The sequence below is a fragment of the Bacillus sp. J41TS8 genome (genome assembly GCF_018333035.1).
Lineage (GTDB): Bacteria > Bacillota > Bacilli > Bacillales > Bacillaceae > Bacillus > Bacillus paralicheniformis.
The window spans coordinates 13,357-37,852 of the sequence record NZ_BORF01000004.1 but is presented as its reverse complement, the minus strand read 5'-3'; the positions used below and the strand labels follow the sequence as shown (position 1 = coordinate 37,852).

21 protein-coding genes and 2 riboswitches are annotated in these 24,496 nt (G+C 45.9%); of the genes, 5 read left to right on the top strand and 16 right to left on the bottom strand.

Annotated features, from left to right (window positions below):
* Positions 1-6: 6 nt before the first annotated feature.
* Positions 7-1,005: a UDP-glucose 4-epimerase GalE gene (gene galE / locus KI350_RS07180; protein ID WP_079289100.1), complete on the top strand. Its 999-nt coding sequence runs from the start codon at positions 7-9 to the stop codon at positions 1,003-1,005.
* A gap of 301 nt (positions 1,006-1,306) precedes the next feature.
* Here galE and KI350_RS07175 read toward each other — a convergent pair whose 3' ends face one another.
* The 4 genes from KI350_RS07175 to KI350_RS07160 are packed head-to-tail and all read right to left on the bottom strand — an operon-like array spanning position 1,307 to position 4,825.
* Positions 1,307-2,437 carry a hypothetical protein gene (locus tag KI350_RS07175; protein WP_025810560.1) on the bottom strand — a complete coding sequence of 377 codons (1,131 nt, stop codon included), beginning with the start codon at positions 2,435-2,437 and terminating at the stop codon, positions 1,307-1,309.
* Between the two features lie 10 nt (positions 2,438-2,447).
* The gene (locus tag KI350_RS07170) at positions 2,448-3,869 is read right to left on the bottom strand and encodes an alpha/beta fold hydrolase (protein ID WP_101561302.1); all 1,422 of its coding nucleotides are present in this window, start codon (positions 3,867-3,869) and stop codon (positions 2,448-2,450) included.
* 18 nt (positions 3,870-3,887) lie between these two features.
* On the bottom strand, positions 3,888-4,526 hold the full coding sequence (locus tag KI350_RS07165) for a hypothetical protein (protein WP_020453490.1): 639 nt from the start codon (positions 4,524-4,526) through the stop codon (positions 3,888-3,890).
* A 2-nt stretch (positions 4,527-4,528) separates the two neighbouring features.
* A complete protein-coding gene (locus KI350_RS07160; protein ID WP_020453491.1) occupies positions 4,529-4,825 on the bottom strand; it encodes a DUF4176 domain-containing protein in 297 nt (98 codons plus the stop codon).
* A gap of 529 nt (positions 4,826-5,354) precedes the next feature.
* Positions 5,355-5,456: riboswitch (purine riboswitch) on the top strand.
* A 134-nt stretch (positions 5,457-5,590) separates the two neighbouring features.
* Here KI350_RS07160 and KI350_RS07155 point away from each other — a divergent pair.
* Both KI350_RS07155 and KI350_RS07150 read left to right on the top strand, forming a co-directional pair.
* A complete protein-coding gene (locus KI350_RS07155) occupies positions 5,591-6,784 on the top strand; it encodes a nucleoside transporter C-terminal domain-containing protein (RefSeq protein ID WP_020453492.1) in 1,194 nt (397 codons plus the stop codon).
* A 176-nt stretch (positions 6,785-6,960) separates the two neighbouring features.
* A complete protein-coding gene (locus tag KI350_RS07150; protein WP_020453493.1) occupies positions 6,961-7,335 on the top strand; it encodes a DUF2178 domain-containing protein in 375 nt (124 codons plus the stop codon).
* A gap of 61 nt (positions 7,336-7,396) precedes the next feature.
* On the opposite strand, the gene KI350_RS07145 is transcribed toward KI350_RS07150, so the two are convergent.
* The 9 genes from KI350_RS07145 to tenA form a co-directional block, all read right to left on the bottom strand.
* The gene (locus tag KI350_RS07145; protein WP_020453494.1) at positions 7,397-9,481 is read right to left on the bottom strand and encodes a catalase; all 2,085 of its coding nucleotides are present in this window, start codon (positions 9,479-9,481) and stop codon (positions 7,397-7,399) included.
* 146 nt (positions 9,482-9,627) lie between these two features.
* The gene (locus KI350_RS07140; protein ID WP_020453495.1) at positions 9,628-10,080 is read right to left on the bottom strand and encodes an AraC family transcriptional regulator; all 453 of its coding nucleotides are present in this window, start codon (positions 10,078-10,080) and stop codon (positions 9,628-9,630) included.
* A gap of 167 nt (positions 10,081-10,247) precedes the next feature.
* Complete coding sequence (locus tag KI350_RS07135) at positions 10,248-11,666, bottom strand: glycoside hydrolase family 1 protein (RefSeq protein WP_059230929.1); 1,419 nt, start codon at positions 11,664-11,666, stop codon at positions 10,248-10,250.
* Positions 11,656-13,515, bottom strand: a complete 1,860-nt coding sequence (locus KI350_RS07130; RefSeq protein WP_212930454.1) for a PTS beta-glucoside transporter subunit IIBCA — start codon at positions 13,513-13,515, stop codon at positions 11,656-11,658. The genes KI350_RS07135 and KI350_RS07130 overlap by 11 nt, the downstream gene beginning before the upstream one ends.
* A gap of 311 nt (positions 13,516-13,826) precedes the next feature.
* A complete protein-coding gene (gene licT, locus KI350_RS07125) occupies positions 13,827-14,660 on the bottom strand; it encodes a BglG family transcription antiterminator LicT (protein WP_020453498.1) in 834 nt (277 codons plus the stop codon).
* Positions 14,661-14,842: 182 nt separating this feature from the next.
* On the bottom strand, positions 14,843-15,577 hold the full coding sequence (locus KI350_RS07120) for an energy-coupling factor transporter transmembrane component T family protein (RefSeq protein WP_020453499.1): 735 nt from the start codon (positions 15,575-15,577) through the stop codon (positions 14,843-14,845).
* Positions 15,574-17,166 (bottom strand): ABC transporter ATP-binding protein, encoded by a 1,593-nt coding sequence (locus KI350_RS07115; RefSeq protein WP_212930453.1) that lies wholly within the window; start codon positions 17,164-17,166, stop codon positions 15,574-15,576. Before KI350_RS07115 ends, KI350_RS07120 begins: the two co-directional genes overlap by 4 nt.
* Positions 17,141-17,740 (bottom strand): ECF transporter S component, encoded by a 600-nt coding sequence (locus tag KI350_RS07110; RefSeq protein ID WP_043925260.1) that lies wholly within the window; start codon positions 17,738-17,740, stop codon positions 17,141-17,143. The genes KI350_RS07115 and KI350_RS07110 overlap by 26 nt, the downstream gene beginning before the upstream one ends.
* Entirely contained in the window at positions 17,737-18,423 is a 687-nt protein-coding gene (gene tenA / locus KI350_RS07105; RefSeq protein ID WP_065644346.1) for a thiaminase II, read from the bottom strand. The genes KI350_RS07110 and tenA overlap by 4 nt, the downstream gene beginning before the upstream one ends.
* Before the next feature lie 114 nt (positions 18,424-18,537).
* Positions 18,538-18,642: riboswitch (TPP riboswitch) on the bottom strand.
* 204 nt (positions 18,643-18,846) lie between these two features.
* Here tenA and KI350_RS07100 point away from each other — a divergent pair.
* The gene (locus KI350_RS07100; protein ID WP_020453503.1) at positions 18,847-19,005 is read left to right on the top strand and encodes a hypothetical protein; all 159 of its coding nucleotides are present in this window, start codon (positions 18,847-18,849) and stop codon (positions 19,003-19,005) included.
* A gap of 50 nt (positions 19,006-19,055) precedes the next feature.
* Here KI350_RS07100 and aceA read toward each other — a convergent pair whose 3' ends face one another.
* The 3 genes from aceA to yhfH are packed head-to-tail and all read right to left on the bottom strand — an operon-like array spanning position 19,056 to position 22,111.
* Positions 19,056-20,327 carry an isocitrate lyase gene (aceA, locus tag KI350_RS07095; protein ID WP_065644345.1) on the bottom strand — a complete coding sequence of 424 codons (1,272 nt, stop codon included), beginning with the start codon at positions 20,325-20,327 and terminating at the stop codon, positions 19,056-19,058.
* Positions 20,328-20,341: 14 nt separating this feature from the next.
* Positions 20,342-21,931: a malate synthase A gene (gene aceB / locus KI350_RS07090; RefSeq protein WP_065644344.1), complete on the bottom strand. Its 1,590-nt coding sequence runs from the start codon at positions 21,929-21,931 to the stop codon at positions 20,342-20,344.
* Positions 21,932-21,973: 42 nt separating this feature from the next.
* Positions 21,974-22,111 (bottom strand): protein YhfH, encoded by a 138-nt coding sequence (gene yhfH / locus KI350_RS07085; protein WP_023856901.1) that lies wholly within the window; start codon positions 22,109-22,111, stop codon positions 21,974-21,976.
* 214 nt (positions 22,112-22,325) lie between these two features.
* Between yhfH and KI350_RS07080 the strand changes: the two genes are divergently transcribed.
* Positions 22,326-24,488, top strand: coding sequence for an ArnT family glycosyltransferase (locus KI350_RS07080; protein ID WP_165395394.1), 2,163 nt, complete (start codon positions 22,326-22,328; stop codon positions 24,486-24,488).
* Positions 24,489-24,496 lie beyond the last annotated feature (8 nt).

The window sequence follows — 24,496 nt, the reverse complement described above, 5'->3', positions numbered from 1 at the left end:
ATTCCGATGAGCATACTTGTTGTCGGGGGAGCCGGTTATATCGGTTCCCACGCCGTTTACACGTTAATTGAGAAAAAAGAAAAAGTCGTCGTTGTGGATTCCCTGGCAACGGGACACGCAGAAGCCGTTCACCCCGAAGCTGCGTTTTATGAAGGGAATATTCGCGACCGGCATTTTCTCAAGCAAGTATTTGAAAATGAGGAAGACATTGAAGCCGTCATGCATTTCGCAGCATCACCTATTCCATTACAGTCGAATCGCGTTTTTTCTTCTTTCAACGAAAACATGACAGGCATGGAAACACTGCTTGAGGTGATGAAAGAATACGATGTCGGCCGGATCGTTTTTGCATCAAGCGTTGCGGTCTACGGCTGTCCGCAGAACCTCCCTGTCACAGAAGAAACCGAACCAGAACCCGTTCACCCGCACGGGAAGGTCAAATGGATGATGGAGAAAATGCTGATGGAAGCGGAAAAAGCGTACGGTCTGAAATATGTGATCCTCCGCTCCTTCAATGCGTGCGGCGCCCACCCATCTGTCATCATCGGCGAAGACCGGGGAAGTGAAACACATCTCATTTCCAATGTTCTGCGAACCGCTCTCGGACACCTTCCTTTTGTTCACATAGATCACCCTGAAAACGGAACAGGCTTCCGCGATTATGTTCACGTTCAGGATTTGGCAGAAGCACACGTGCTCGCCATCAGCCATTTGCGGAAAGGCAGGGATAGCCGAATCTACAATCTCAGCTATGGCGAAAGCTACTCCGCTGAACAAATCATCCTTGCCGCCCAATATGTCACAGGCATTCCTCTTATCGCCGCAAAGCTGACAGAAACGGACATCGACTCACAAGCAACATTTGCCGCTTCTTCCTCCAGAGCCAAAAAAGAATTAGGCTGGACTCCAAAGCACAACAGCCTGATCGCAATCATCCGCGACGCCTGGAACTGGCACTCTGCGAATCCGAATGGGTATACGTCGGAGAAGGTGAGGCAAGGGTGAAAAATGAACTGCACCCCTATCGTTAGGCAGTGTCTAACGATGGAGGTGCGGTTTTTTTCTTATGATAAATGTATACTGTATTGGCTTAAAAAGCCCGACAACAACATTTCACTCCTTAAAGTGAATACCAACAGAAAAGTTCGCACTATCTTTGAGGCCTGCATATTACATGAAAATAGAGTTGAACACTCGTCCTCCCCCTAATCAATTCCTAAATCAACTAAGTAAGCGGTCACTGTTTAAGACATTTAAAACATCCGCTGAACCAATCATTTTTCCCTTTTAAAAAAACAAGTGAAAATCATCTAGATATCCCTAAATCAACCAAATAAGCGGTCGGCTGTTTTTTATTTTTTTGTAAGTCAATCAGCACATTAAGGGAGCCTGCTGTTCCAATCATTTTTCCATGGTATGAAATAAACAGTACCACATAATTTTCATTAAAATATTGAACATTAGCTATCCTTGCATCGCCTGCGTTAAAATCCATCTCTTTTGCAATTTGCTTGAAGTCAATCTTAAACTGAGCTTCATATTTTTCATTCCCTTTTAGATAATTATCCACTGTTTGTATTCGTTGAATACCATCCGAAATCACAAAGTTTTCTTTTTCTTTAGCTCCGTTAATATAAACATACTTACCGTCTTTGCTCAGAATATCAGTGTCTTTAATTTTCCGGACTTTATTCGCCTTTTTTTCGAAAATGTATTTATCGAATAACTTATGATATGATCCATCCTCTGTCACTTTTGGAAAGACGGATAAGTATTCCTTTAATTTTCCTGACTCTATTGATGCATTTAATTCCTCTTCTTTTACAACCTCGTGCTTTGAAAAATCTCGTTTTAAAAAAAGATAATAAATTTGTCTACCTTCTAAGCTACCATTTTTTAATTTTTTATACATTCTTATTTGTATAAGCATGTTTTCTTTGTTAATTTCTTGAAGTGCCAAGTATACTTTTTTTCCATTTGCTGAAGGCAATTCAAACTGTTTTTCCCCGCTTGTTGTTTTCACTTTTAGGACATTTTTTTTGTCTAACATCATTTCCGGGAGATTTTCGTCTAATTCATTGTTTATTTTTCTTTTCTCTAAAAAATTAATTTGAGCTAAATCATACAACTTTTTCGAGGGATTTTTTTTAGCTGAGAAAATAGGTTTGTACAAATCCATAAGTTCTTTATCTGTATATTTATAATAACGAAGCCCTTCTTTATCACTGCGCATAATCGTATAAATATGATCTTGATAATTCAAAGTTGCATCTGTCGCTAAATCAAGTTCATGTCTCATAAATTCTCCAAATGCTGGACTGTCTTCTTTCGGTAAGCCTTTTTTATAGATGACTTCCTGAACATCACCTTTTCCGCATCCAGTTATTACTAGTAAGAGTATTATTACACTAAAGCTTACAAACCTTTTTTTTGTCATTGAACTGCTCCTACTCTGTTTCTTTTTTATTAACCTCTCGAATTAAGTCTATAAATTCAGAGTCTTCAACTTCATAAATATGTCCAGGTTTGGTGACACCGAAACCTTTTACTTCAATTTCTGGCTTTTCATCAATAAGATCGCCTAATATGTCACCGTGTTGACTTTCGACTGAAACGATATCATCACTGTTTATTTTATGTTTTCCGCTTGCAGTATAGTAAGGGGAAAAACTCACAGTATCCTCTGTTCTGTATCCCGCTGCAGCGGTAATGTCCATTTTCTGAAGCTTTTGGTACACCTCAGGGTTGGCAGATTTCAAATGATTAATGTCTTCAGTCATCGCCTCACTGTCCATATCAGTGTAGGCATTACTGTAGTCTTTTCCATTATCATTGTTTTTGTTGTCTTCATTAAAATCTAAATAATCACTCGTATTCATAGTATCTCTTCCAGCAGCATTGTCTGCAATCCATCGAGCTCTATTAGCGCCGATAGCTAAGAGATTTTTATCATATGGAGTTCCGATTGTTGTGATGCTTCGCACATGATCAGGGTAATCCATCGCAAATTGCAGCGATCTTCTTCCCCCATAACTGTGGCCAAACATATCGATCTTTGTTGTATCATTCATCAGCCCCATTTCATTCAGCTTTTCAGCTAAATCGTCGCTTGTTGCTTGGCGATGTTCATTCATATACTCTGTATCATAAACAATATGGAGGCGTCCGTTTGTGTTAAAGGTGTCCACTTTTTTTATCTTTTCATATGAATCTTCCTCATATATTACCCCATCTTTATCAATAAACCTATATACCCTTTTACCTCCGTCATTCGGGACATAGATAATAAGATCGCCTTTCTGCGCAGCCTCTTTTACACTTTCATAGAAACCATTTCCACTATCCTCAATCCCATGCACATAAACAGAAACATTCTTATAATCCGAAAAATCACCTTTCACATGGTTAACTGAATTATACAAGATTGAGATATCTGTCAAAGCTTCGCGCATTGGGGCGCGGTGGGTGCGGGCGACATTGCTGAAATCTTGTTCCACCTGATCAAGGCCATTTTTTAGATTCTCGTATTGGCTAATTAAAAGAACGACGTCACTCGTAATATTGTTGCGTTTCTGTATGTCTTCCGGTGAGGGGTCTTCCATAGACTCAAACTTGCGTCTGGCATTCTCCTGACAATCTTTTAAATCCTTTATCCAATCGTTGATTTCCGATTTGATATCCGCCACATTAAAATTCATGACGTTTTTTGATACAAAGTTCGGAAGTTCTTTATTTTCTATCGAAACCCATATTTTATTAAAAGCTTCAAGCAAACGGCTGGATTGAGCATGCTGCAGCATTCGATTTGCTCTTCTTTCATGGCTTTTGATCATGTTTGTGATTTCTGGCTCTCTATTATAATATGCCATAACTCTAGTTCCCTTCCATCATTTCACTCTTTGCAGTTGTTGTGAGATTACGTTATCGACGCGCTTTAATTCCTTAATGATGTTTTTGGCATTTGCTGAAAGTTCTTTGACTCTTTTTTTAAGCTCCGTCATGATCGATTTGATGTGCGACTTTGCATCAGACCAGACGTCATCGAATTTTTCCCACGGAAACTCTGTTTCATACATCATTTCTCTGAGCATTGTGTCAAAATGGTGCAAAACTTCGTCTAATGTAGATAGATTTGATTCAAACTTTCCGGTTGCCTGGTGTAACGATTCGCCGTTTACTTTTATTTCACTTTGGACTCTTTCAGCCGAAAATGTATGGTTTCTTTCCGATCTTGACTGCGGCTGAACATTGGCCGGTTTGTCGGATTCGTCCGTTAGTTCGACCGCTTTTGCAAAACACCGCACACTGTCTGCAAAATATAATAAACAGCTGCTCGCTTTACTGAAAAAGTTGATGTTGTCACTCATTTTTTTCTGCAGCGCTGCGGCGGCTTTTCCGCTGTGCCGGTCTAATTCTTCACGAAAAAACACCATGTTCTCAAATACATGGCTAAAGGCGTTTTCCAGCTGACTAATGGTCCCCGCTGCCTTATGTGAAAGTTCTTTGTTGAAGCGAAAATGTCCCATCGTCATTGCTCCTTATTTTCGTTTTTTCCTGCTTCAGCTTCTGTTAGCAACTCATCAAGCTGCAATTCTTTTTGATCTACATATCCGTAATGGTACACAACTTCTATATCTTGTTTATTAAATAAAACTAGCTGCTCTTTCGGATCGGTAAAACCGTTTGGATAGTCGACAGCTGCATAATCTCTGATGACATGGTTTGTCTCAGAAAACATTTGCCGCCCGATGATAAGCAGACGTCTTGAATCATTATGTAAGCCGACAACACTGCCGACAGGAAGATAGTTCTTTTTTAATAGCATAATTGATTATCCCTCTTTTTCTCTGAAATTGGACATATATACAAGTTGTAAAAACATAGGAAAATCATAGCAAAAAGGTATCATTTCATTCAACGAACTAAAGTACCGTGAAATTTTACCTATTCAAATCAAAGACTTTTGATTTAAGGTTCGCTCTTTATGTAAGGTTTGTCGGTGTCATTAGTATGTTACAGTGAGCACTTAGCACTGAAACGATTCATCATACTTACGGAACCTTTCAGATAAAGTTTCACAAAAAAACCGCCATAGTAGGCGGCGGCATCATGAAATATAAAGCGCAATCGCTTACGATTCTCCTCTAATAAAAAGAACCTTATCACCTTCCATTTTTCGTCTGTTGTTCTGTGCATCGTCACTTCAATCATTTTTCCCGCTTGAAAAGCCGGCTTTCAAAGACTAAGCAACAAGCTCACGGCACCCTCTCCTAGACGTGACTTTATTTAAAAAATTATTGTGAAAATATATTTTTAGCTTGAATTTTACACAATCTCGAGATAAAATACAGTCAAAATAATAGAAGCTCACTTCTTGTATATAATCAGTAATAGGGTCTGATTGTTTCTACCTGGCAACCGTAAATCGCCAGACTACAAGGAAGTTTGAATAGATTTGATCATGTAAAAAGTGTATTGCGCAAACAATATATCTATTTTTTATTTGCTCTTATTTTTCATGCTTTCTTTATCGGAACCCATGAAAAGTAAGAGCTTTTTTATTTTCAAAAAACATTCGGGAGTTGGCATCATGTATTTTCTCATTAACATTTTAGGCATTTTCATTGTCATGTCCGTGATTTATTTTTGTTCCCCGCGAAAGAAAAGCGTAAAATGGAGGCCGATTCTCTCCCTTTTCATCGTTGAGCTTTTGGTGACTTGGTTTATGCTTGGGACAAAAATCGGCGGATGGGCCATCAACCTGATCGCCTCTTTCTTTTCGTGGCTGATCGCTTGTGCAAGCGACGGTATTGCGTTTGCCTTTCCGTCAGTGATGGGCAATGAAACCGTTGACTTTTTCTTCAGCGCCTTGCTGCCGATTATCTTTGTGGTGACATTTTTTGATATACTGGCTTATTTCGGAATTTTAACATGGATGATTGATAAGATCGGCTGGGTGATTTCGAAAGTCTCGCGCCTTCCTAAATTAGAAAGTTTCTTTTCGATTCAAATGATGTTTCTGGGGAATACTGAAGCGCTCGCCGTGATTCGCGGGCAATTGGCCGTATTAAAGGACAACCGCCTGCTGACGTTCGGCATTATGAGCATGAGCAGTATCAGCGGATCGATTCTCGGTTCTTATTTAACGATGGTTCCTGCAACATACGTATTTACAGCGATTCCATTGAATTGCTTAAATGCGTTGATCTTGGCCAGCATTTTAAACCCGGTAGAAGTCACTAAGGATGAAGACATCATTTACGTACCGCCAAAAGAAGAGAAAAAGGACTTTTTCTCAACGATTTCAAACAGCATGATGGTCGGAATGAACATGGTCATCGTCATTCTCGCCATGGTCATCGGATATGTCGCTTTAACCTCATGTTTGAACGGAATGTTGGGGTTGATCATGGACGGTTTGACGATTCAAAAAATCTTTTCTTACATCTTCAGTCCGTTCGCATTCCTGCTTGGACTGGCGCCGGGTGACGCGATGTATGTCGCACAGCTGATGGGGATGAAACTCGCAACAAACGAATTCGTCGCGATGATGGATTTAAAAACGCAGCTAGATACGATTTCGCCCCATACAGCCGCCGTGGCCACAACATTTTTGACGTCGTTTGCCAACTTCAGTACGATCGGAATGATCTATGGAACATACAATTCCTTATTTAACGGAGAAAAATCAGCGATTATCGGAAGAAATGTGTGGAAGCTCCTTGTCAGTGGAATAGCGGTGTCGCTGTTGAGCGCGGGGATTGTCGGGCTGTTTGTTTGGTAACCTGATTATTAATCCATCATGTATTAGCTTGCCATTCACGTGGCAAGTTTTTTTGTTCTTTTTGTAAAGCTGACTTTACGTAAAGCTCACTTTACTATATAATTGTGTAAATGGTAAAATCACACACTGGTCATTTAAAAAGAAAGTTTCTAATACTTTAGTAAGGAGGAGATATCATGGCTTTGCGAAAAACCTATTACATCATTGGAGGATTGTTTGTCTTTATATTTCTTGCAAAACTGGCCTTCGGTATAGCTGCTGGTTCAATATCTTTAATCGAACTTTTAATGTTTGGCACATTAGCTTTTTTAAGTTTTGCCGGAGGATACCTTTATCCGCAATTCAAACAAAAGGATGAAAGATCTCAACACATCAGACAAAAAGGAATGCAGTTTTCCATGATCGCTTTATCTGTGTACCTTTTGGTGCTCATCATCGGAATGCAAATGGGCTTTATCACATTAGCGGGAATTGATGTGATTCGGATACTGGTTTCATTACAGATTATCACGGTATTTTCATCATGGATTATTTTATCCAGGAAGTTTTAAACTGTTTTTATTCATTATTTGAAAAAGCACCCTTGAAACAGGGTGCTTAGAAATCTCTTCACTATGAAACTTGTCTATCCCAATGGCGGTGCCCGCCGATCGCTTCGACCAGCTTTTTGCCGAAGTCGTCTTTGCTCTTATCATCGCGAGAGGTGATAATGCCCGGCTGTGCTGCCGCGTGGGACCCGGCGGCGGACAGCAGGAGATCGATCCCTTTGCCTGCGGCTCCGATCGCTTTATAATGTCCGAATGCTTCATTGATAAAATCCGATGCGGCTTTATGCAATTGCAGGCGTTCAATGCTTTCTTGGCCGCCCGGAATATAAACGGCATCGTACAGCACGGAATCGACCGTCTGCAAAGTGTTACCGACTTCTATTTCTGTACCGCCGGTCCCTTTGATCACGCCGAGTGCCGAGCTGACAATGTCCGGAATGATGTCGGCTTTTTTGAACTCTTTCAACACCCGGCTGAGGTCCTCATCATCAAAACCTTGCTCTGCTAAAATGGCGACGGTCCTCGTCTGCGGCAGTTTGACCGTGTTTTCCTGGCTGAGCGCAGGGGATTTGAACGTCACATTGGAGCCTTCGTCTTTTTCAGGGGGCTCTACACCTACACCCGCAGCGATTTGCTTGGCAAGCTCCCTGTCAACCCTGTTAAACATATGAACGACTTGGCGGCGGACGTCCTTGCTTTTGACCTTTCCGACTTCAAAGCGGAACGCCGAAATGATATGTTCTTTTTCAACGGGAGACATGCTGTTCCAAAACAGCTTCGCTTGCGAATAGTGATCGTTAAAGCTTTCGCTGCGCCGGCGGATTTTTTTGCCCTCGACTTTTTCCTCGTAATGCACATATCCGCCTTCTTCTTCTGAAGCAGGCGCCGGATCGTTGTTTTGCAGCGAATTTTTATGATAAGCGACAGGCCCTTTGTTAATCGTCATTCTGTGATAGCCGTCATACTGGTTGTTATGGAACGGACAGACCGGCCGGTTGATCGGAATTTCATGAAAGTTCGGACCTCCCAATCGGATCAGCTGTGTGTCCGTATAGGAAAAGAGCCGGCCCTGCAAAAGCGGATCGTTTGTAAAATCGATTCCCGGAACAACGTGGCCCGGATGGAAAGCGGCCTGTTCCGTTTCGGCAAAAACGTTATCCTGGTTTCGATTCAGCGTCATTTTACCGATGATCTTAACAGGAACCATTTCTTCCGGCCAAAGCTTTGTCGGATCAAGGATATCAAAGTCAAACTTGAACTCGTCTTCTTCGTCAATCATTTGCACGCCGAGCTCATACTCCACTTCATCGCCTCTTTCGATCGCTTCCCAAAGATCGCGGCGGTGATAGTCGGGATCTTTCCCGGCGATTGTCTGCGCTTCGTCCCAGACGAGCGAATGGACGCCAAGGACGGGCTTCCAGTGAAATTTAACAAAGCGCGCCTTGCCTTCTTCATTTACAAACCTGAACGTATGAACGCCGAAGCCTTCCATCATCCTGTAGCTTCGCGGAATCGCCCTGTCAGACATCGCCCACATGATCATGTGAGCCGTTTCTTCATTGTTGGCGACAAAGTCCCAAAACGTATCGTGCGCTGTAGAAGCCTGCGGCATTTCGTTATTCGGTTCCGGCTTAAAGGAATGCACCAGGTCAGGGAACTTGATGGCATCCTGAATGAAGAAAACGGGGATGTTATTGCCGACGAGATCATAGTTCCCTTCTTCTGTATAAAACTTTGTCGCGAATCCTCTGACATCACGGACGGTATCACCCGAGCCCCTGGAACCGGCTACAGTCGAGAACCTGACAAACACCGGTGTTTTCACTGACGGATCTTGAAGAAACTTTGCTTTCGTATATTTCGTCATCGGCTCGTAAACCTGGAAATAGCCATGCGCGCCAAAACCCCTCGCATGGACGACCCGCTCCGGAATCCGTTCATGGTCAAAATGGGTCATTTTTTCACGGAAATGAAAGTCCTCCATCAGCGTCGGACCGCGCACGCCTGCTTTTAAAGAGTGCTCGTCTTCAGATACGCGTAAACCTTGGTTCGTCGTCATTTTTTTGCCCCGGTTGTCAGACCGGTACTGTTCAAGTTGTTGATCCTTGCTGTGCTCATTGACGTTGCGGCGGCCATCATTGTTATTCACTTGTCATCCCTCCCCATTCTTATTCCCTATGTAGTTGATCTGGATTGCTATTTTATGATTTACCCTGTCTATCAGCGAGTTAAACGCAGCGCTCGTTAAAGGGAAATGTAATTTTAATAAATTCAAAGTTTGCACAAGAAAATGAATTAAACCGATTTTAAAGGTACACATATTTCACAATACGGGTTGCTCAACATATCCCCCGTGTATTTTTCCATTATTGGTCTATTGTCCAGTTGAAATTCATTGTTTTGCAGAGATGAAAAAATATCAGAATATGCTTTTTGAATATCTTCTGCTGTATGTTTAACATCGTAAATCAGGTATTTTCCGCCGGAAATTTCCCCTTCAAAAACTGAATCATCGACTTGATAATCATGCGGAATCACAATACAAGCATCAAATCTACACTGATCAGGAGATGTTGTTTCCGGGTTATCCTGTGGAATCGCAAAAAGAATGGCAGACTCAAGAAGACCTTTTTCCTTAGCCCATTTTTTTAATGCCTCCATTACCTCAATATTGGCAGGACCGTACGGACCAACTCGTCGCATATAAGCAATACGATAGTTTGGAAGTGTTTCAACTTTGAATGTCATAGATTTTTTCTTCCTTTCCTGATTGTTGTTCGTTACGTTTCGAATGTAACATGCTTTAAAAATAATCACATTTTTATTTTTAAAATTTTCTGTAAATTTTAAAAATGATCATTTTCACAACAAAAAAGAGGATATTCAGAGATCATCTGAACATCCTCTTTCTTTGTTTAATCTAGTGTTTCGCCGTTTGAAGCAATCAAGTCTTTATACCAGTAAAAGCTTTTTTTGCGAATGCGGCGCAAGTCTTTCAAATCAAATTCGTCGCGGTTCACATAAATAAATCCGTAGCGTTTTGAACAGCCTTGATGGGTTGAAATCAAGTCGATGGCAGACCATGGGGAGTAGCCGAAAACATCGACTCCATCCGTGATCGCCAGCTGAATTTGCTTAATATGTTCCTTTAAATAATCGATGCGGTAGTCGTCATTTACGACATCTCCGTCTTCAAGCTGATCAAACGCGCCGAGGCCGTTCTCAGTGATGATCAGCGGCAGCTGATAGCGGTCATAGATCTCGCGCAGCGTCGAACGGAAACCGACAGGGTCGATCTCCCAGCCAAATGCGTTTTTCTTTAAGTGCGGATTGCTGCTTCCCCTGTATACGCCTTCTTCTCCCGTCTGCAAATGCTGGTCGCCGCCTCGGGCAGCCGTGTCGCTGCCGTCATCCCTGCTCGCTTCAGCCGTTTGCGACGTATAGTAGTTAAACGCGATAAAGTCCGGCTTGGCTGACCGCAGAATATCCATATCTCCTTCGGCGATGACCGGTGTGCAGTCTTTTTCTTTCATATATGCCCATGCCGTTGTATTGTACCGTCCGAATACGGCCATATCCAAGTAAAGCCAGTTGCGGATCGCATTATAGTTAAAAGCCGCCAGCACGTCCTCCGGTTTCGAAGAAGCAGGATAGATGAGCGCGATATTCGGCGCAGGGCCGATTTTCGCTTCCGGCAGCATCTCATGGCAAAGCTTGATCGCTTTTGCCTGTGCGACAAGCATGTGATGGTTTTGCTGATATAGCTCTTTTTTCGGGTTTTCCAAGTTTGGATCAAGTGTGCCGAGTGCAGATCCGTGGAGAATCATCATATTTTGCTCGTTGATGGTCAGCCAGTATTTGACGCGGTCTCCGTAGCTTTCAAAAAGGATTCTCGCATACTTTTCAAAGGCGTCAATCGTGGCCCTGTCCGACCAGCCGCCTTTTTTCTGCAAAGCATTCGGCAGATCAAAGTGGTACATCGTAACAATCGGTTCGATTCCATATTTCAGGAGTTCATCGATCAAACGGCTGTAAAATTCGATGCCCTTCGAATTAATATCGCCGTCCCCGTCCGGAATGATGCGCGTCCAGGCAATCGAAAAACGGTACGCTTTGAAGCCCATTTCCGCAAACAAGGCGATATCTTCTTTATAGCGGTGGTAATGGTCGCTTGCGACTTTAAAATCGGTTGTCCCTTCCGGGTAGCTTTCGCGCGCATCGATGACAGAAGGCCCTTTTCCATCTTCATCCCAAGCGCCCTCCACTTGATAAGCGGAAGTAGACGCACCCCACAAAAATTCTTCCGGAAATTGAGCTAATGTTTTATATTTCATGATTATTTTCCTCCCATGGTGATGAAATTAAAGTGATGATCGGTTCTTCAGTTTTCACCTGTTTTTGATCCGTTGGAATGATATCCGTGTATTGACCGGAATTTGTAACGATGATTGGTGTTTTCACGTCAAACCCTTCTTCTTTCAAAGCGTCCAGATTGAATTCTGCGAGTATATCACCCCGTTTCACTTTTTGCCCCTGCTCGACCTTGGAATTGAAGTGCCTTCCATCGAGTCTGACCGTGTCCATCCCGATATGAATCAAAATCTCGGCTCCGCTTTCTGACGTTATGCCGTATGCGTGACCCGTCGGAAATGCCGTTGTCACGATGCCGTCCGCAGGGGCGGTGACAACGCCTTTTGACGGAAGCACCGCGATTCCTTTTCCAAGCGCCCCCGATGCGAACACTTTATCTGATACTTCTGTTAACGGCAGGACTTCTCCTTGCAAAGGGCTGTAAATTGGTTCACCGCCGCTTTTTTCAACGGGCTGCTCTTTCGTCTCCTCCACAGGGTCGTCAAAGCCGACAATGTAAGTGAGCAAAATTGATAAAACAAACGAAACTGTAATTCCGATGATAAAGCCGAGAAAGCCCGGTCCGTAAAAAATCGGAATCGTCAACAAGCCCGGAGCGCCGGAAGCGAGGGCGACACTGCCGGAGTATCCGATAATGGCTCCGCCTGCCGCTGCACTGATGACACCGCATACAAACGGCTTTTTCAGCCTGAGTGTCACCCCGTAGACGGCCGGCTCTGTAATCCCGAATATCCCGGTAACGGCAGCAGATCCTGCCAATGCTTTCAACTTCTTGTTTTTCGTCTTCAGCATGACACCAAACGCAGCTCCTGTTTGGGCAAAGACGGCGGCTGCCGTCGCCGGTTTGATGTAGTCCTTGCCGTGGACGGCAATGTTGTTCAAAATGACAGGGACGATCCCCCAGTGAATGCCGAAGATGACAAGGATTTGCCATAAGGCCGCGATAATCGCTCCTGCCAGAATCGGGCTGAAATCAAAAACGGACAGAATCGCCGCCGCAATCCCGTTTCCTGTGTAAACGCCGAGCGGTCCGAATACGATCAAAGTTAACGGCACCATCACCGTCAGGCATAATAAAGGGGTGATAAAGTTCTTCACGCTTTCATGAATAAAGCGCATACATAATCTTTCAAGATAGCTCATTACAAATACGGCAAGGATAATCGGGATAACGGTCGACGTATAATTCATCAAGACGACCGGAATGCCGAAAAACTCCGTCTGGGCGCCGCTGTTTTTCAGTTCGAGTATCGTTGGATAGATCAGCGCCCCGGCAATCGTCAGCGCTATGAACGGGTTCGCTCCAAATTTTTTGGCGGCCGTAACGGCGAGCAGCAAAGGCAGGAAATAAAACAGGCTGTCGGCTGCCGCGTATAGAATCGTATATGTCGTCTCTTCCGGCGAGAGCCAGCCGGCGTTTGTGCAAATCAAAAGCATGCCTTTTAAAATCCCTGCTCCTGCCATGACACCGAGCAGCGGAGTGAAAATGCTAGATACGATATCTACTAATCTACCGGCGAGGCTTCCTTTCTCTTTTTGGCTGTGATCGGCCGCAGAACCTTCCAACAGTTGAGAGATCCGGCCGATTTCTTTATAGACTTCAGGAACGTTATTGCCGATAACGACTTGAAATTGTCCGCCGCTCTCCACTACGGTTACCACGCCATCCGTATTTTCAAGCGCTTCCCTGTCTGCTTTGGAACGGTCTTTCAGTTTGAAGCGAAGCCTTGTCGCGCAATGGACTAGCGATACAACGTTCTTCTCCCCGCCGACGCGCTCCAGAATTTCTTTTGCCATTGATTGAACATCCATCGTTGATCATCTCCTGTCTCTCCTAAAGCCCTATTAAGCTGTTAAAAAATAAAAAACCTAAACTAAAGCCAGTACAAAGAAGGCTTAGTTTAGGTTTTGCCTGCCGAACAGTAACAATCCCGTTTTAAGACATGATGAAAATAAAAAAACCTAAATCACTGTGAAAAACAAGGGCATAAGAATCCCGCTCACAGTCATTTAGGTTTTGCCTGCATGATCAGTAACAATCCTAACAACCTGTATAAGTTGATGTAAGTAAAAAGTAGCATACATTTATCCAATTGTCAACGCTTTCATTTTAGCATCATCCTCTATTTTTGATGAACGACCCGCTCGATATGAATCGTCAAATACAGAAGCTCTTCGTTTGTGAGCTGATGACCGTATTCTTTTTCGATGTACTGCCTGATTTTATTTGTACACACATAAGCGTCGCGGTACTTATTTTTGACGGTTTCAAATAAAAAGTCGTCCCGGCTTTCCATATAGGCTCCGCTGAACAGCCGCTGCGCGAAAAATTTCAAATGGGTAATGAAGCGGTAATAGTGAAGCGATTCTTCATCAAAATCGATATGAAAGTGATATTTGACGATGCTTAAAATCTCCTGCATGACTTTCGTAATATTGACGATGTTCGGCATTTCTTCATTCAGCTCGGCGTTTACGATATGGAGTGCGATAAAAGCGGCTTCATCCTCCGGAAGAGCTGTCCCCGTCTTCTTTTCAATGATGGCCAGCGCCTCTTTGCCGATGGCGAACTCATCTTTATACAGCCGTTTTGTCTCCCAAAGCAGGGCGTTTTTAATATCCAGACCCTTTTTATGCCGTTCGACGGCGAAATGAATATGGTCGGTCAGCGAGACATAAATGCTGTCATTCAGCTTCTTGCCGAGCTTTAATTTCGCATAGGAGATAATTTCTTCAGACATTTCCATAAATTCGATCGGAATTTCGTCCAACAGCGTCTTAAATCTTTCTGATACATCTTTATTATCAAGCCTGAAAATCTTCTCGATTCTCGATTCATCCACCGCTTCCCCAGGCTTTTTTTGAAAAGCGATTCCCCTGCCCATGACCACTAATTCCTGACCCTGTTCATTTAAAACACTGATCACATTGTTGTTGATCACTTTGGCAATTTTCACATCGCGCCACTCCCATCTTGTAAGGGGATTTTTTATATTTCTTTTTTCATATGGTACACATTGATTGTACAATCTTTTTGGCCTAGGTCAATATGTTTCAGTCAACGTCCGAAATATTTACATTTTACAGAATGCCCGATTTATAAAAAAAGAGCCGCAGTGCGGCCCTGTAAAAAACCCTCTTAAAAAATGAGCAAAATTCCCGCTGTGACTGACGCCAGACCCGCAAAATAAACGAAGTCTTTTCCGGAAAGCCGCGCTGTTTGATAGTAGGTGCGGTCTTTTGCACCGGTAAACCCTCTCGCTTCCATGGCAACGGCGATTCTTTCCGACTTGCGGATGCCTTGCGAAAACAAAGGCAGCGCATAGCGAATAAACGCCTTCCAGCTGTTTTTTTGCTTATAGCCCCTGATTTTGTGCGCCGCCTTCATTTGCGAAAGCTCAGACTGAAAAAGCGGGACAAAACGGAAGCCGGCCAGCAAGCCATAAGCCCATTTAGGCGACAGCCTGCATTGATGAACCAGGCTCATAATAAACTGCGTCAAATCGGTTGTTGATGTAAACAAAAGACCGTATGTGACAAACCCGAGCATCCGGAGCGCGATTGTCAGCCCATTGCCGACGCTTTCCTCGGTGACGCGGAACCAGGCCCATTCCCAAATCGTTTCCTCGCCTTTTCCAAAAGCGGCCATCATCCAAAAGACGAGAATAAAAAAGACGAGATAAGGCAACAGCCGCTTACTTAAATAAGACAAAGTCCATCCCCCGAAAAAAATTCCGATGGCAACCGCAAACAGCCAAATGAATAGAGTCGGTTTCGGATTTGAAACAAACATGAGCAAGCACATGACCAGGAGGTGGGAAAAGAGCTTGGCGCTCGGGTTCAATGCCGAAAGAAGTGAACCATTGCTTTTCATACGGGAACCCTCTCCTTTCTTTCATGCATGAACCGGTAATGAAGCGGCGGTATCAATGAAAAGCGGCGGACGAGGCCTTGATCAGAAAATAATCGATACGGCGTTCCTTGAAATGCCGCTTTCCCTTGATGAAACACGATGACACGGCCGGAATGCTCATCTACGATGTCCATGTCGTGCGTCACCATCACAATCGTCGTTCCCCGTTCCTGCCGTTCCTTTAACCGCTTGATTAATTCTTGCGCCGTCCTTTCGTCCTGACCGAATGTCGGCTCGTCAAGCAGCAGCAGATCCTGGTCAAACAAAAGCATTGTCGCAACGCTTAAACGCCGTTTCTGCCCGAGGCTTAATGTAAAGGGGTGCGCTTTTTGATGAGCGTCAAGTCCGAATTCCCGCAGCAATTCAGCCGTTTTCTTTTCGACCCGGTCCTCCGGCCAGCCCCGCTGTCTCGCCCCGAACGCGATCTCATCAAACACCGTGTCCCGAATAAATTGAAGCTCGGGATTTTGAAAAACAAAGCCGGCCTTCTCATAGAGCGTACGGTCGGACCATTTCTTCAGCTCCCGATCCTCCAGATAAAGGCGCCCTTTTTTGACCGCTTCAAGCCTGATCAGACTTTTTAAAAACGTACTCTTTCCGCTGCCGTTCTCGCCGATGACCGAAATCCATTCCCCCCTTGGAATCTCAAGGGTGATGCCGTCGGCCACGATCTTTTTCCGATAGCCAATCGCCGCATCGTCTGCACGGATCAATATGTCTCTGTCCGCTGAAGGCCTGTTTTTCGCCTCCTTCTCTTTCATTTTCAATGTAGAAGAGAGCTTGACGGCGAGCGGATGATCATCTTGTGTGATGACATCTTCCCATACCGCAGGGTACAGTTTCGGCTGCCAGATGCCCGCCGCTTTCATCTCCTGCTGAAAATGTTTCACGATTTCTTCCGGCTTTCCGTCAGCGATGATCTGTCCCTTTCCATTGAAAAGAATGACGCGGTCCATCCACTCGATACAGCCGTCCAGCACGTGTTCGATGAACACCATCGTCTGTCCGCTTTTTCGGGAAACGTTACGAAGCAAGGCAAAGATGTCTTTCCGGCTGGCCGGGTCCAGCTGCGCCGTCGGCTCGTCAAAAAACAGCACTTCAGGCTCCAGAGCGAGCAGGCACGCTAATGCCAGTCTCTGCTTCATCCCGCCTGACAAGGTTTCGATCGGCGTTTTCTTATCTATCTTTAAGCCGACTTGCTCCATCAGCTCCGAGATGATGCCGTCCATATCTTTTCGGGAGACGGACCGGTTTTCTAGGCTAAAAGCGATTTCCTCATCAACATGAAGCATGCAAAACTGCGAATCCGGATCCTGAAACATAACGCCGGCGCTCTTTCTGCGATTGACTTCGCCTGTGACTTCAGCTTCGATATGTTCAGGAATGATGCCGGAAAGCACGGACAACAGCGTCGATTTGCCGCTTCCGCTCGGACCGAGTATCAGCACTTTTTCGCCCTGCCCAATCGACAGCGAGACCCGGTCCAGGACTGTTTCAGGACGATGATAAAAACGGACGGAAAGGTTATTGCATCCGAGAAATGAACGCATCGGCATCATCCTTCTTCCGCTGTTCCTTCATGATCTCATACTGGTTCAGGACTCCCGTTTTCGCAAGCGCTTCGACAACGGCTTTTGCCAGCCAGCCGCCGAGTACAATGCCGCTGATGATTTGGATGATAAGCGTCAAGATCAGCGTTTGCGTCGTATAGTAGGCAAAACCGTTCGCCATCAGGCTGTATGTCATGCTTCCGACCGCGGCAAGCGCACCGGAAAGCATAAGGGTAAACAAGTTATAACGCTTATAGCGAAAGATCGCAAACGCGATTTCCGCACCGGCTCCCTGGAACACACCGATTAATAATGCTGACAGCCCAAAGTGGCTTCCGGTCAGCAGTTCGACCGCCGCAGCCGCCGTCTCGGCAATCAGCGCCGCCCCCGGTTTACGGATGATATAAGCGACAATCGGGCTGGCGATCACCCAAATGCCGAACATAAAGTTCGCTCCGACGGGCCCGACAATAGCTGAAACAGGGATCCACAAGGTGGACCATCCTAAGTAAATGACGCCGCATGCAACAGACAAGATCACTGCCATCACGACTTCTTTCATGTTCCAATTCATCGTCTCACCGCCTCCATTTCCACAGGCCAATTTTCAACCGTATAAGCCATCTCCCAAAAGCCGTATTCAAGCTGACAGCTTTGCAAAAAGAGCTCCTTCATTTTTTCTTTTTCAGCCTTGCCCGCTGTTTCGGCCCATTCATCCAGGCGGGCGCAAAACTTTGTCGTGATCGAATCGGTTCTGTCTCCGTAAAAACAGATCCAGTCATAAAATGGATGCGACGGGTCAGGCTGAACGTCCATCATCAATTTTTTTCCGATCTCCCAATATGTCCACGGACAAGGCAGCAAGACGGCTAATATCTCTCCCAGCGTGCCTTCGTGCGCCGCCGTCAGCATATGGCGGATATAATGATGGGCAGAAGGTGCAAGCGGATAGCCCTGCAGAGATTCATACGCCACCCCCGCGGCCCGGCACAGGTTGTTGTGCGGGTGCACTTCGCTGTTTAATACAAACGAAATCTGCTCATGAAACATCTCCATGTCTTTCCGGTTTTGACACTTGGAAATCGCAATTCCGTAGATTTGAATAAAAGCGTTCAAATACTCGTAATCTTGCTTCACATAATGAATAAGCTGCTCCTTTTTCAGCCTCCCGGACGCCAGCCCCAATACAAACGGATGTTCAAAAATGGCTTCAAAAATAGGGTCTGCCTCGCGGCGAAGTTCTGCAGAAAAACTCATGTAGATAGCCTCCTCAGCAATCGGTTTTATAAGGAAGGCACAGGGGGAGCGAGCCGCTTTATACGCAAAAAAAGCCGCCCCAAAATGGAGCGGCCTTTGTATGATGAAATCATAAAGACACCGGCTCCACTTCCCTACGCTAGTATGAACTAGATCAGGTTCAAAGGGTCCAAGATCGCTTCTTGTCTCAGCCGGCTTACGGCTCCCCTAGTGGACTTCCTATTACATTAACTTTTACTCTACACATCAATGATTATGATGTCAACCTGAGTTTTTCAGTTTTATTCTTGTATAAAACCGCCGGGTTTCATACAGAAGATGCAGCGGGTAAAATATTTATGGAAAAATGTTAATTTTCTGAAACCTTTTTGCAGGCTTGTTCGTCTAATATAGTGAAGACAAAAAAATTTGGAGGGGATATTTATGATGATGTTTATCTTGATTTTGACAATGGCTGTGTATTTGTTCTATTCTTTCAGCAAAGACAATCGGCCGGCCAAAAGAAACAACAAGAATCATCAGACACTGACTGTTATTAGGGAAAACCCTTTTACCGCCCCTTCCAATGATGTCAATTGCTAACTTGATAGACAACAAGCAAGCCGCCCGTGATTGGGCGGCTTTTTACGTTTTTATGATTGAAATTGTTCCGCTTCAGTCGATCCCTTCAGTGCAGTGGTTGATGAAGTCCCGCCTGTCACAACCTGGGCGACTTCATCAAAGTAGCTCGTTCCGACTTCGCGCTGATGCCTTGTCGCCGTATAGCCGTGGACTTCGCTGGCAAACTCGGCCTGCTGCAGATCAGAGTACGCCGCCATTCCGCGGTGCTTATATTGGCGGGCCAATTCAAACATGCCGTGGTTTAAGGCGTGGAAGCCTGCCAGTGTGACAAATTGAAATTTATAGCCCATTTCACTGAGCTGTTTCTGGAAGTTCAAGATCGTGTTGTCATCCAGTTTGGCCTTCCAGTTGAACGAAGGGGAGCAGTTGTAGGCGAGCAGTTTGCCCGGGAATTTTTCATGGATCGCCTGTGCAAACCGGCGGGCTTCTTCAATATTAGGCTCAGACGTTTCACACCAGATCAAATCGGCATAAGGCGCATACGCCAAACCTCTGGCAATCGCCTGATCAAGGCCCGGCTTTGTTTTGAAGAACCCTTCCGCTGTTCGCTCTCCGGTCAAAAACGGCGCATCATATGAATCGACGTCGCTTGTGATCAGGTCGGCCGCATTCGCGTCCGTACGGGCAATAAGAATGGTCGGGACTCCCATCACGTCAGCGGCGAGGCGCGCGGCAATCAAATTACGCACCGCCGTTTGCGTTGGAAGCAGCACTTTTCCGCCCAAATGCCCGCACTTTTTCTCAGACGACAGCTGATCTTCAAAGTGAACTCCCGCGGCGCCGGCTTCAATCATGCTTTTCATCAGCTCGAACACATTCAGCTGTCCGCCGAAGCCCGCTTCAGCGTCGGCCACAATCGGAGCAAACCAATCGATGTCTTCTTTTCCTTCCATATGGTGAATTTGATCGGCGCGCTGCAGCGTGCGGTTGATTTTTTTGACGACTTCCGGCACGCTGTTTGCCGGATAAAGGCTTTGGTCAGGATACATGCTCCCTGACATATTGGCATCGGCAGCCACCTGCCAGCCGCTTAAATAAATCGCTTTCAATCCGGCTTTTACTTGCTGCATGGCTTGGTTTCCGGTCAAAGCGCCCAGCGCCGGGACGAAATCCTCTGTGTGGAGAAGCTTCCACAGCTTTTCGGCGCCGCTCCTTGCAATCGTGTATTCAATCTCGAGCGTGCCCCTCAGCCGAATGACGTCAGCCGCCTGATACGGCCTTGTGATCCCTTTCCAGCGTTCTTCATGCTCCCAGCTTTCTGCGAGTTGTTTTTCTTTCAGCATCGCACATTCCCCCATCATATTTTTTCATAAGCGGGTATCGTTAGAAATTCCGCGAATTCATCATCCAAAATCAGCTGTTCAAATAACTGTCCGGCCTCTTCGAACCGGCCGCTCCGAAAATGTTCTATGCCGGCTTCTTCGAAGATTTTCTGCATTTCTTCCTCTTTCATCATCTTGACCATTTCGGAGGTCACTTTCCGGCCGTCGTCAAGAACCCCTTTCGGATGGCGAATCCATTGCCAAAGCTGGGCTCTGGAAATCTCCGCCGTTGCTGCGTCCTCCATTAAGTGGTCAATCGGAGCGGCGCCTCTGCCCGACAGCCATGAAGCTAAATAACGGATGCCGGCGCTGATATTAGTACGGACGCCTGCTTCTGTAATCCGGCCTTGCGGTACTTCCAGCAAGTCTTTTTCTTCGACCTTTACGTCTTCCCGCTTTCTATGAATCTGGTTCGCCGACGGCATATGCTGATTGAATACATCGAGCGCCGTTTGAATCATGCCGGGATGTGCGATCCATGTTCCGTCATGGCCGTCTTTTACTTCACGTTCCTTATCTTCGTGGATTTTGGCAAATGCGGCTTCATTGATCTCAGGTTTGTCTTTAGCGGGAATTTGCGCCGCCATTCCCCCGATCGCATGGACGTTGCGTTTATGACACGTTTGAATCGCCAAGAGGGAGTAGGCTCTCATGTTTGGAACCGTCATCGTCACGGTTGAGCGGTCCGGAAGAATGACGTCATCCCTGTTCCTGAATTTCTTAATAAAGCTGAAAATATAATCCCACCTGCCGCAGTTAAGTCCAGCTGAATGCTCCTTCAATTCATAGAGGATTTCATCCATTTCAAAAGCAGCCAGGATCGTTTCAATGAGAACCGTCGCTTTAATGGTGCCCTGCGGAATGCGCAAATCGTTTTGCGCATAAACAAATACGTCGTTCCACAACCTTGCTTCCAGATGGTTTTCGATTTTTGGAAGGTAGAAATAAGGACCGCTTCCTTTTTTGATCAGCTCTTTTGCGTTATGGAAAAAATAAAGGCCAAAATCGAACAAGCTTGCTGACACGGGCTTGCCGCCGATCAGCACATGCTTTTCTTCCAAGTGCCATCCTCTTGGTCTTACAATGATGACGGCGGGGTTTTCTTTCAGCTCATAGCGTTTGCCTTGTTCATTCGTAAAGGAAATCGTTCCGCGAACCGCGTCCCGTAAATTAACCTGGCCGTCAATGCAGTTTTTCCACGTTGGCGAGTTCGCATCTTCAAAATCGGCCATAAAGACTTTCGCTCCTGAATTTAAAGCATTGATGACCATTTTTCTGTCGACCGGGCCGGTGATTTCAACCCTGCGGTCCTCCAAATCCCGGGGGAGCGGCGCGACCGTCCAGTCTGCCTCGCGGATGTGCTTCGTTTCCGCCAAAAAACCGGGATTCTTCCCTTGATCAATTTCAGCCTGCCTGATCGTCCGCAAATGCAGCAATTCCCGTCTTCTTCCCCCAAAATGGCGTTCAAGACGTCCGATAAACTCCAGCGCTTCTTTTGTCAAAATCTCTTCATACTGCGGATTCATCGATCCGGTGATGTGAATTCTCTTCTCCTCTGTTTTCATGTCTCCCTACCCCTTTACATGCATTGTTATAAAACAGTTTGCTTACTCGCCTTTTTTGGAAAGACAGCGCTCGCATTCCATAAAGTAAGATTCAGCCTGCTCCTCCATCTTTTCGCCGCATTCAGGGCAAGTTTTTTTGGGAAGCGTTCTGAAAAATTCCATCGGACTTTTCAAGCTCATTTGTGTCACTCTCCTTTTTATAGAACAGTTTTTTGTTTTATATTTCTGTTGTAGTACAGTATACAGCGCAAAAAGAAAAAAGTACACACCTTTTTCCAAAAAATATTTATTTTTTTCCATTCAAATAAAAATAGATTGTTCCCTTTTTATTCATAACTTGTTCATATTTTTCTTCTAGAATAGGGAACATAAAGAGGTGAAAGTGATGATGAAAATAAAAAACAAACAACTTGATGTCATTCTGATTCTTATTTTGTTGGCAGCTCTTATTCTGAATACATACAACATTTGGCAGGACGATGCCGCCAACCAGTATTACTTGGCGGCGGTCAAAAGCATGACGCAAAGCTTCCACAATTTCTTCTTTGCGTCATTCGACTCTTCCGGATTCGTATCAGTAGATAAGCCGCCCGTCGTTTTATGGATTCAGACTATATGTGCGAAAATCTTCGGCGTGCATACGTGGAGTGTGATTTTGCCTCAGGCGCTTGCAGGAACGGGTTCCGTCTATTTGCTTTACGCACTGATTAAGCCGAAATTCGGAAAAGGCGCCGCCCGCATTTCAGCGCTAGTGATGGCGCTGACGCCGATCGCGGTAGCCGTAAGCCGGACGAATAATATCGACAGCATGCTCGTCTTCACGCTCCTTCTTAGTACATGGTGCCTGATGAAGGCGGTCAAACAAGGCAGGCTGCTCTGGCTTCTCGCTGCATTTGGCCTCATCGGCCTCGGGTTCAATATGAAGATGCTTCAGGCATTTATGGTGCTTCCCGCGTTCTTGCTGTTTTATCTCATCGCGGCCCATGCGAATTGGAAGAAAAAAATCGTGTCAGCGGTTTTATCGCTTATTGTTCTCACCGGCGTTTCGCTTTCTTGGGCGCTTGCTGTCGACTATACATCAGCCGACAGCCGCCCGTATGTCGGAAGCAGCCAAACCAACTCCGTGCTGGAACTGGCTTTCGGCTACAACGGCACAGAGCGGCTGCTCGGCCAGACGACAGGCAACGCCCGCGGCGATATGAACGGTTTTGGAGGAGACATGCAGCAGCCGAACAGCAATGCCCAAGCTCAGAACGGAAACCGTTCGTCCGGCGGCTCCAATGGACAAAACGGCGCAATGCAGCCGCCAGGCGCGGACAGCGCGACCGACGGCAATGCGCAAACTCAAGACGGAAACCGTTCATCCGGCGGCTCCAATGGACAAAACGGCGCGATGCAGCCGCCGGGCGCGGGCGGTTCGTCTGACGGCAGTTCTCAAGGGGCAAACGGCGGCAGTCAGCCGCCAACCGGTGGCGGACCGGGCGGAGGCAATGGCGGACCAGGAGGAGGTCAAGGCGGCGGACAGAGCATGAACATGTTCGGCACCGGTGACGCAGGACCGCTGCGGCTCTTCCAATCGGCTTTATCGGGCCAAATCAGCTGGATGCTTCCATTCGCATTATTCGGACTGCTCGGCATGATCATCAGCTGGTACCGCAGCCGCCGCGAAAAAACGGGCGAAATGAAAGAAACAATCTTTTGGGCCGCATGGCTCGTTCCTGTCGCCGGGTTCTTCAGCATCGCCGGATTCTTTCACCACTACTACCTGATTATGCTGGCTCCGCCGATCGCCGCGCTGTCAGGAATCGGCTGGTACGCAATGTACGGCCTTTACAAAAATCACAAAGACTGGGCAAGCTATTTGCTGCCGGCGGCCGTTCTGACAACGGCAGCATTCCAAGTGTACATTTTAAGTGCTTATACAAACCAAATCGACAGCGCCTGGATGTATGTCATGGGAATCATGGGGCTTGGTGTCACCATCGCCTTACTGATACTGAAGCGAAGTCATCCATTCGGAAAGCAGCTCACCATCATCAGCTTGTGCGTGCTTCTTTTGACACCGGTCTATTGGTCGGCAACACCGATCCTTTACGGAGGAAACAGCGTTCTTCCTGAATCGGGGCCTCAGCTGCAAAGCTCCAACGGAGGCGGAATGTTCAGCTCGGATGTGGACACAGGATTGCTCACATACCTCCGGAAAAATAATACCGGTGAAGAGTACCTGTTCGCGACATTGACAACAGTAACCGCAGCCCCGTATATCATCAATGCCGACGAAAATGTCATGGCGCTCGGAGGCTTCAATGGCACAGACCCGATCCTGTCGGTCAGCGAGCTGAAAAACCTCGTCAAAGAAGGAAAAGTAAAATACTTCCTGATCAGCGACAACTCAGGCAACAGTGAGCTCGTCTCCTGGATCAAAGAAAACGGAACCGAAATTTCGTCTGACGAATACAACAGTACAACGAACAATTCAGACAGCTCCGTACAACAGGGCGCAAGAGGCGGCCCGGGCGGCGGACAGCAGCAAACGCTCTACAAGGTTGAGCTGTAGGAAATGAG

Excerpts from the sequence above, each read along its gene's own strand:
- KI350_RS07170 (WP_101561302.1), bottom strand. The coding sequence starts at position 3,869 with ATGGCATATTATAATAGAGAGCCAGAAATCACAAACATGATCAAAAGC.
- KI350_RS07110 (WP_043925260.1), bottom strand. The coding sequence starts at position 17,740 with ATGAATTGGAACATGAAAGAAGTCGTGATGGCAGTGATCTTGTCTGTT.
- KI350_RS07120 (WP_020453499.1), bottom strand. The coding sequence starts at position 15,577 with ATGAAAAGCAATGGTTCACTTCTTTCGGCATTGAACCCGAGCGCCAAG.
- KI350_RS07165 (WP_020453490.1), bottom strand. The coding sequence starts at position 4,526 with ATGGGACATTTTCGCTTCAACAAAGAACTTTCACATAAGGCAGCGGGG.
- KI350_RS07150 (WP_020453493.1), top strand. The coding sequence starts at position 6,961 with ATGGCTTTGCGAAAAACCTATTACATCATTGGAGGATTGTTTGTCTTT.
- KI350_RS07130 (WP_212930454.1), bottom strand. The coding sequence starts at position 13,515 with ATGGATGTTCAATCAATGGCAAAAGAAATTCTGGAGCGCGTCGGCGGG.
- KI350_RS07160 (WP_020453491.1), bottom strand. The coding sequence starts at position 4,825 with ATGCTATTAAAAAAGAACTATCTTCCTGTCGGCAGTGTTGTCGGCTTA.
- galE (WP_079289100.1), top strand. The coding sequence starts at position 7 with ATGAGCATACTTGTTGTCGGGGGAGCCGGTTATATCGGTTCCCACGCC.
- KI350_RS07175 (WP_025810560.1), bottom strand. The coding sequence starts at position 2,437 with ATGACAAAAAAAAGGTTTGTAAGCTTTAGTGTAATAATACTCTTACTA.
- tenA (WP_065644346.1), bottom strand. The coding sequence starts at position 18,423 with ATGAGTTTTTCTGCAGAACTTCGCCGCGAGGCAGACCCTATTTTTGAA.
- KI350_RS07135 (WP_059230929.1), bottom strand. The coding sequence starts at position 11,666 with ATGAAATATAAAACATTAGCTCAATTTCCGGAAGAATTTTTGTGGGGT.
- aceA (WP_065644345.1), bottom strand. The coding sequence starts at position 20,327 with ATGCTGAAAGAAAAACAACTCGCAGAAAGCTGGGAGCATGAAGAACGC.
- KI350_RS07155 (WP_020453492.1), top strand. The coding sequence starts at position 5,591 with ATGTATTTTCTCATTAACATTTTAGGCATTTTCATTGTCATGTCCGTG.
- KI350_RS07100 (WP_020453503.1), top strand. The coding sequence starts at position 18,847 with ATGATGATGTTTATCTTGATTTTGACAATGGCTGTGTATTTGTTCTAT.
- aceB (WP_065644344.1), bottom strand. The coding sequence starts at position 21,931 with ATGAAAACAGAGGAGAAGAGAATTCACATCACCGGATCGATGAATCCG.
- KI350_RS07140 (WP_020453495.1), bottom strand. The coding sequence starts at position 10,080 with ATGACATTCAAAGTTGAAACACTTCCAAACTATCGTATTGCTTATATG.
- KI350_RS07115 (WP_212930453.1), bottom strand. The coding sequence starts at position 17,166 with ATGCGTTCATTTCTCGGATGCAATAACCTTTCCGTCCGTTTTTATCAT.
- yhfH (WP_023856901.1), bottom strand. The coding sequence starts at position 22,111 with ATGAGCTTGAAAAGTCCGATGGAATTTTTCAGAACGCTTCCCAAAAAA.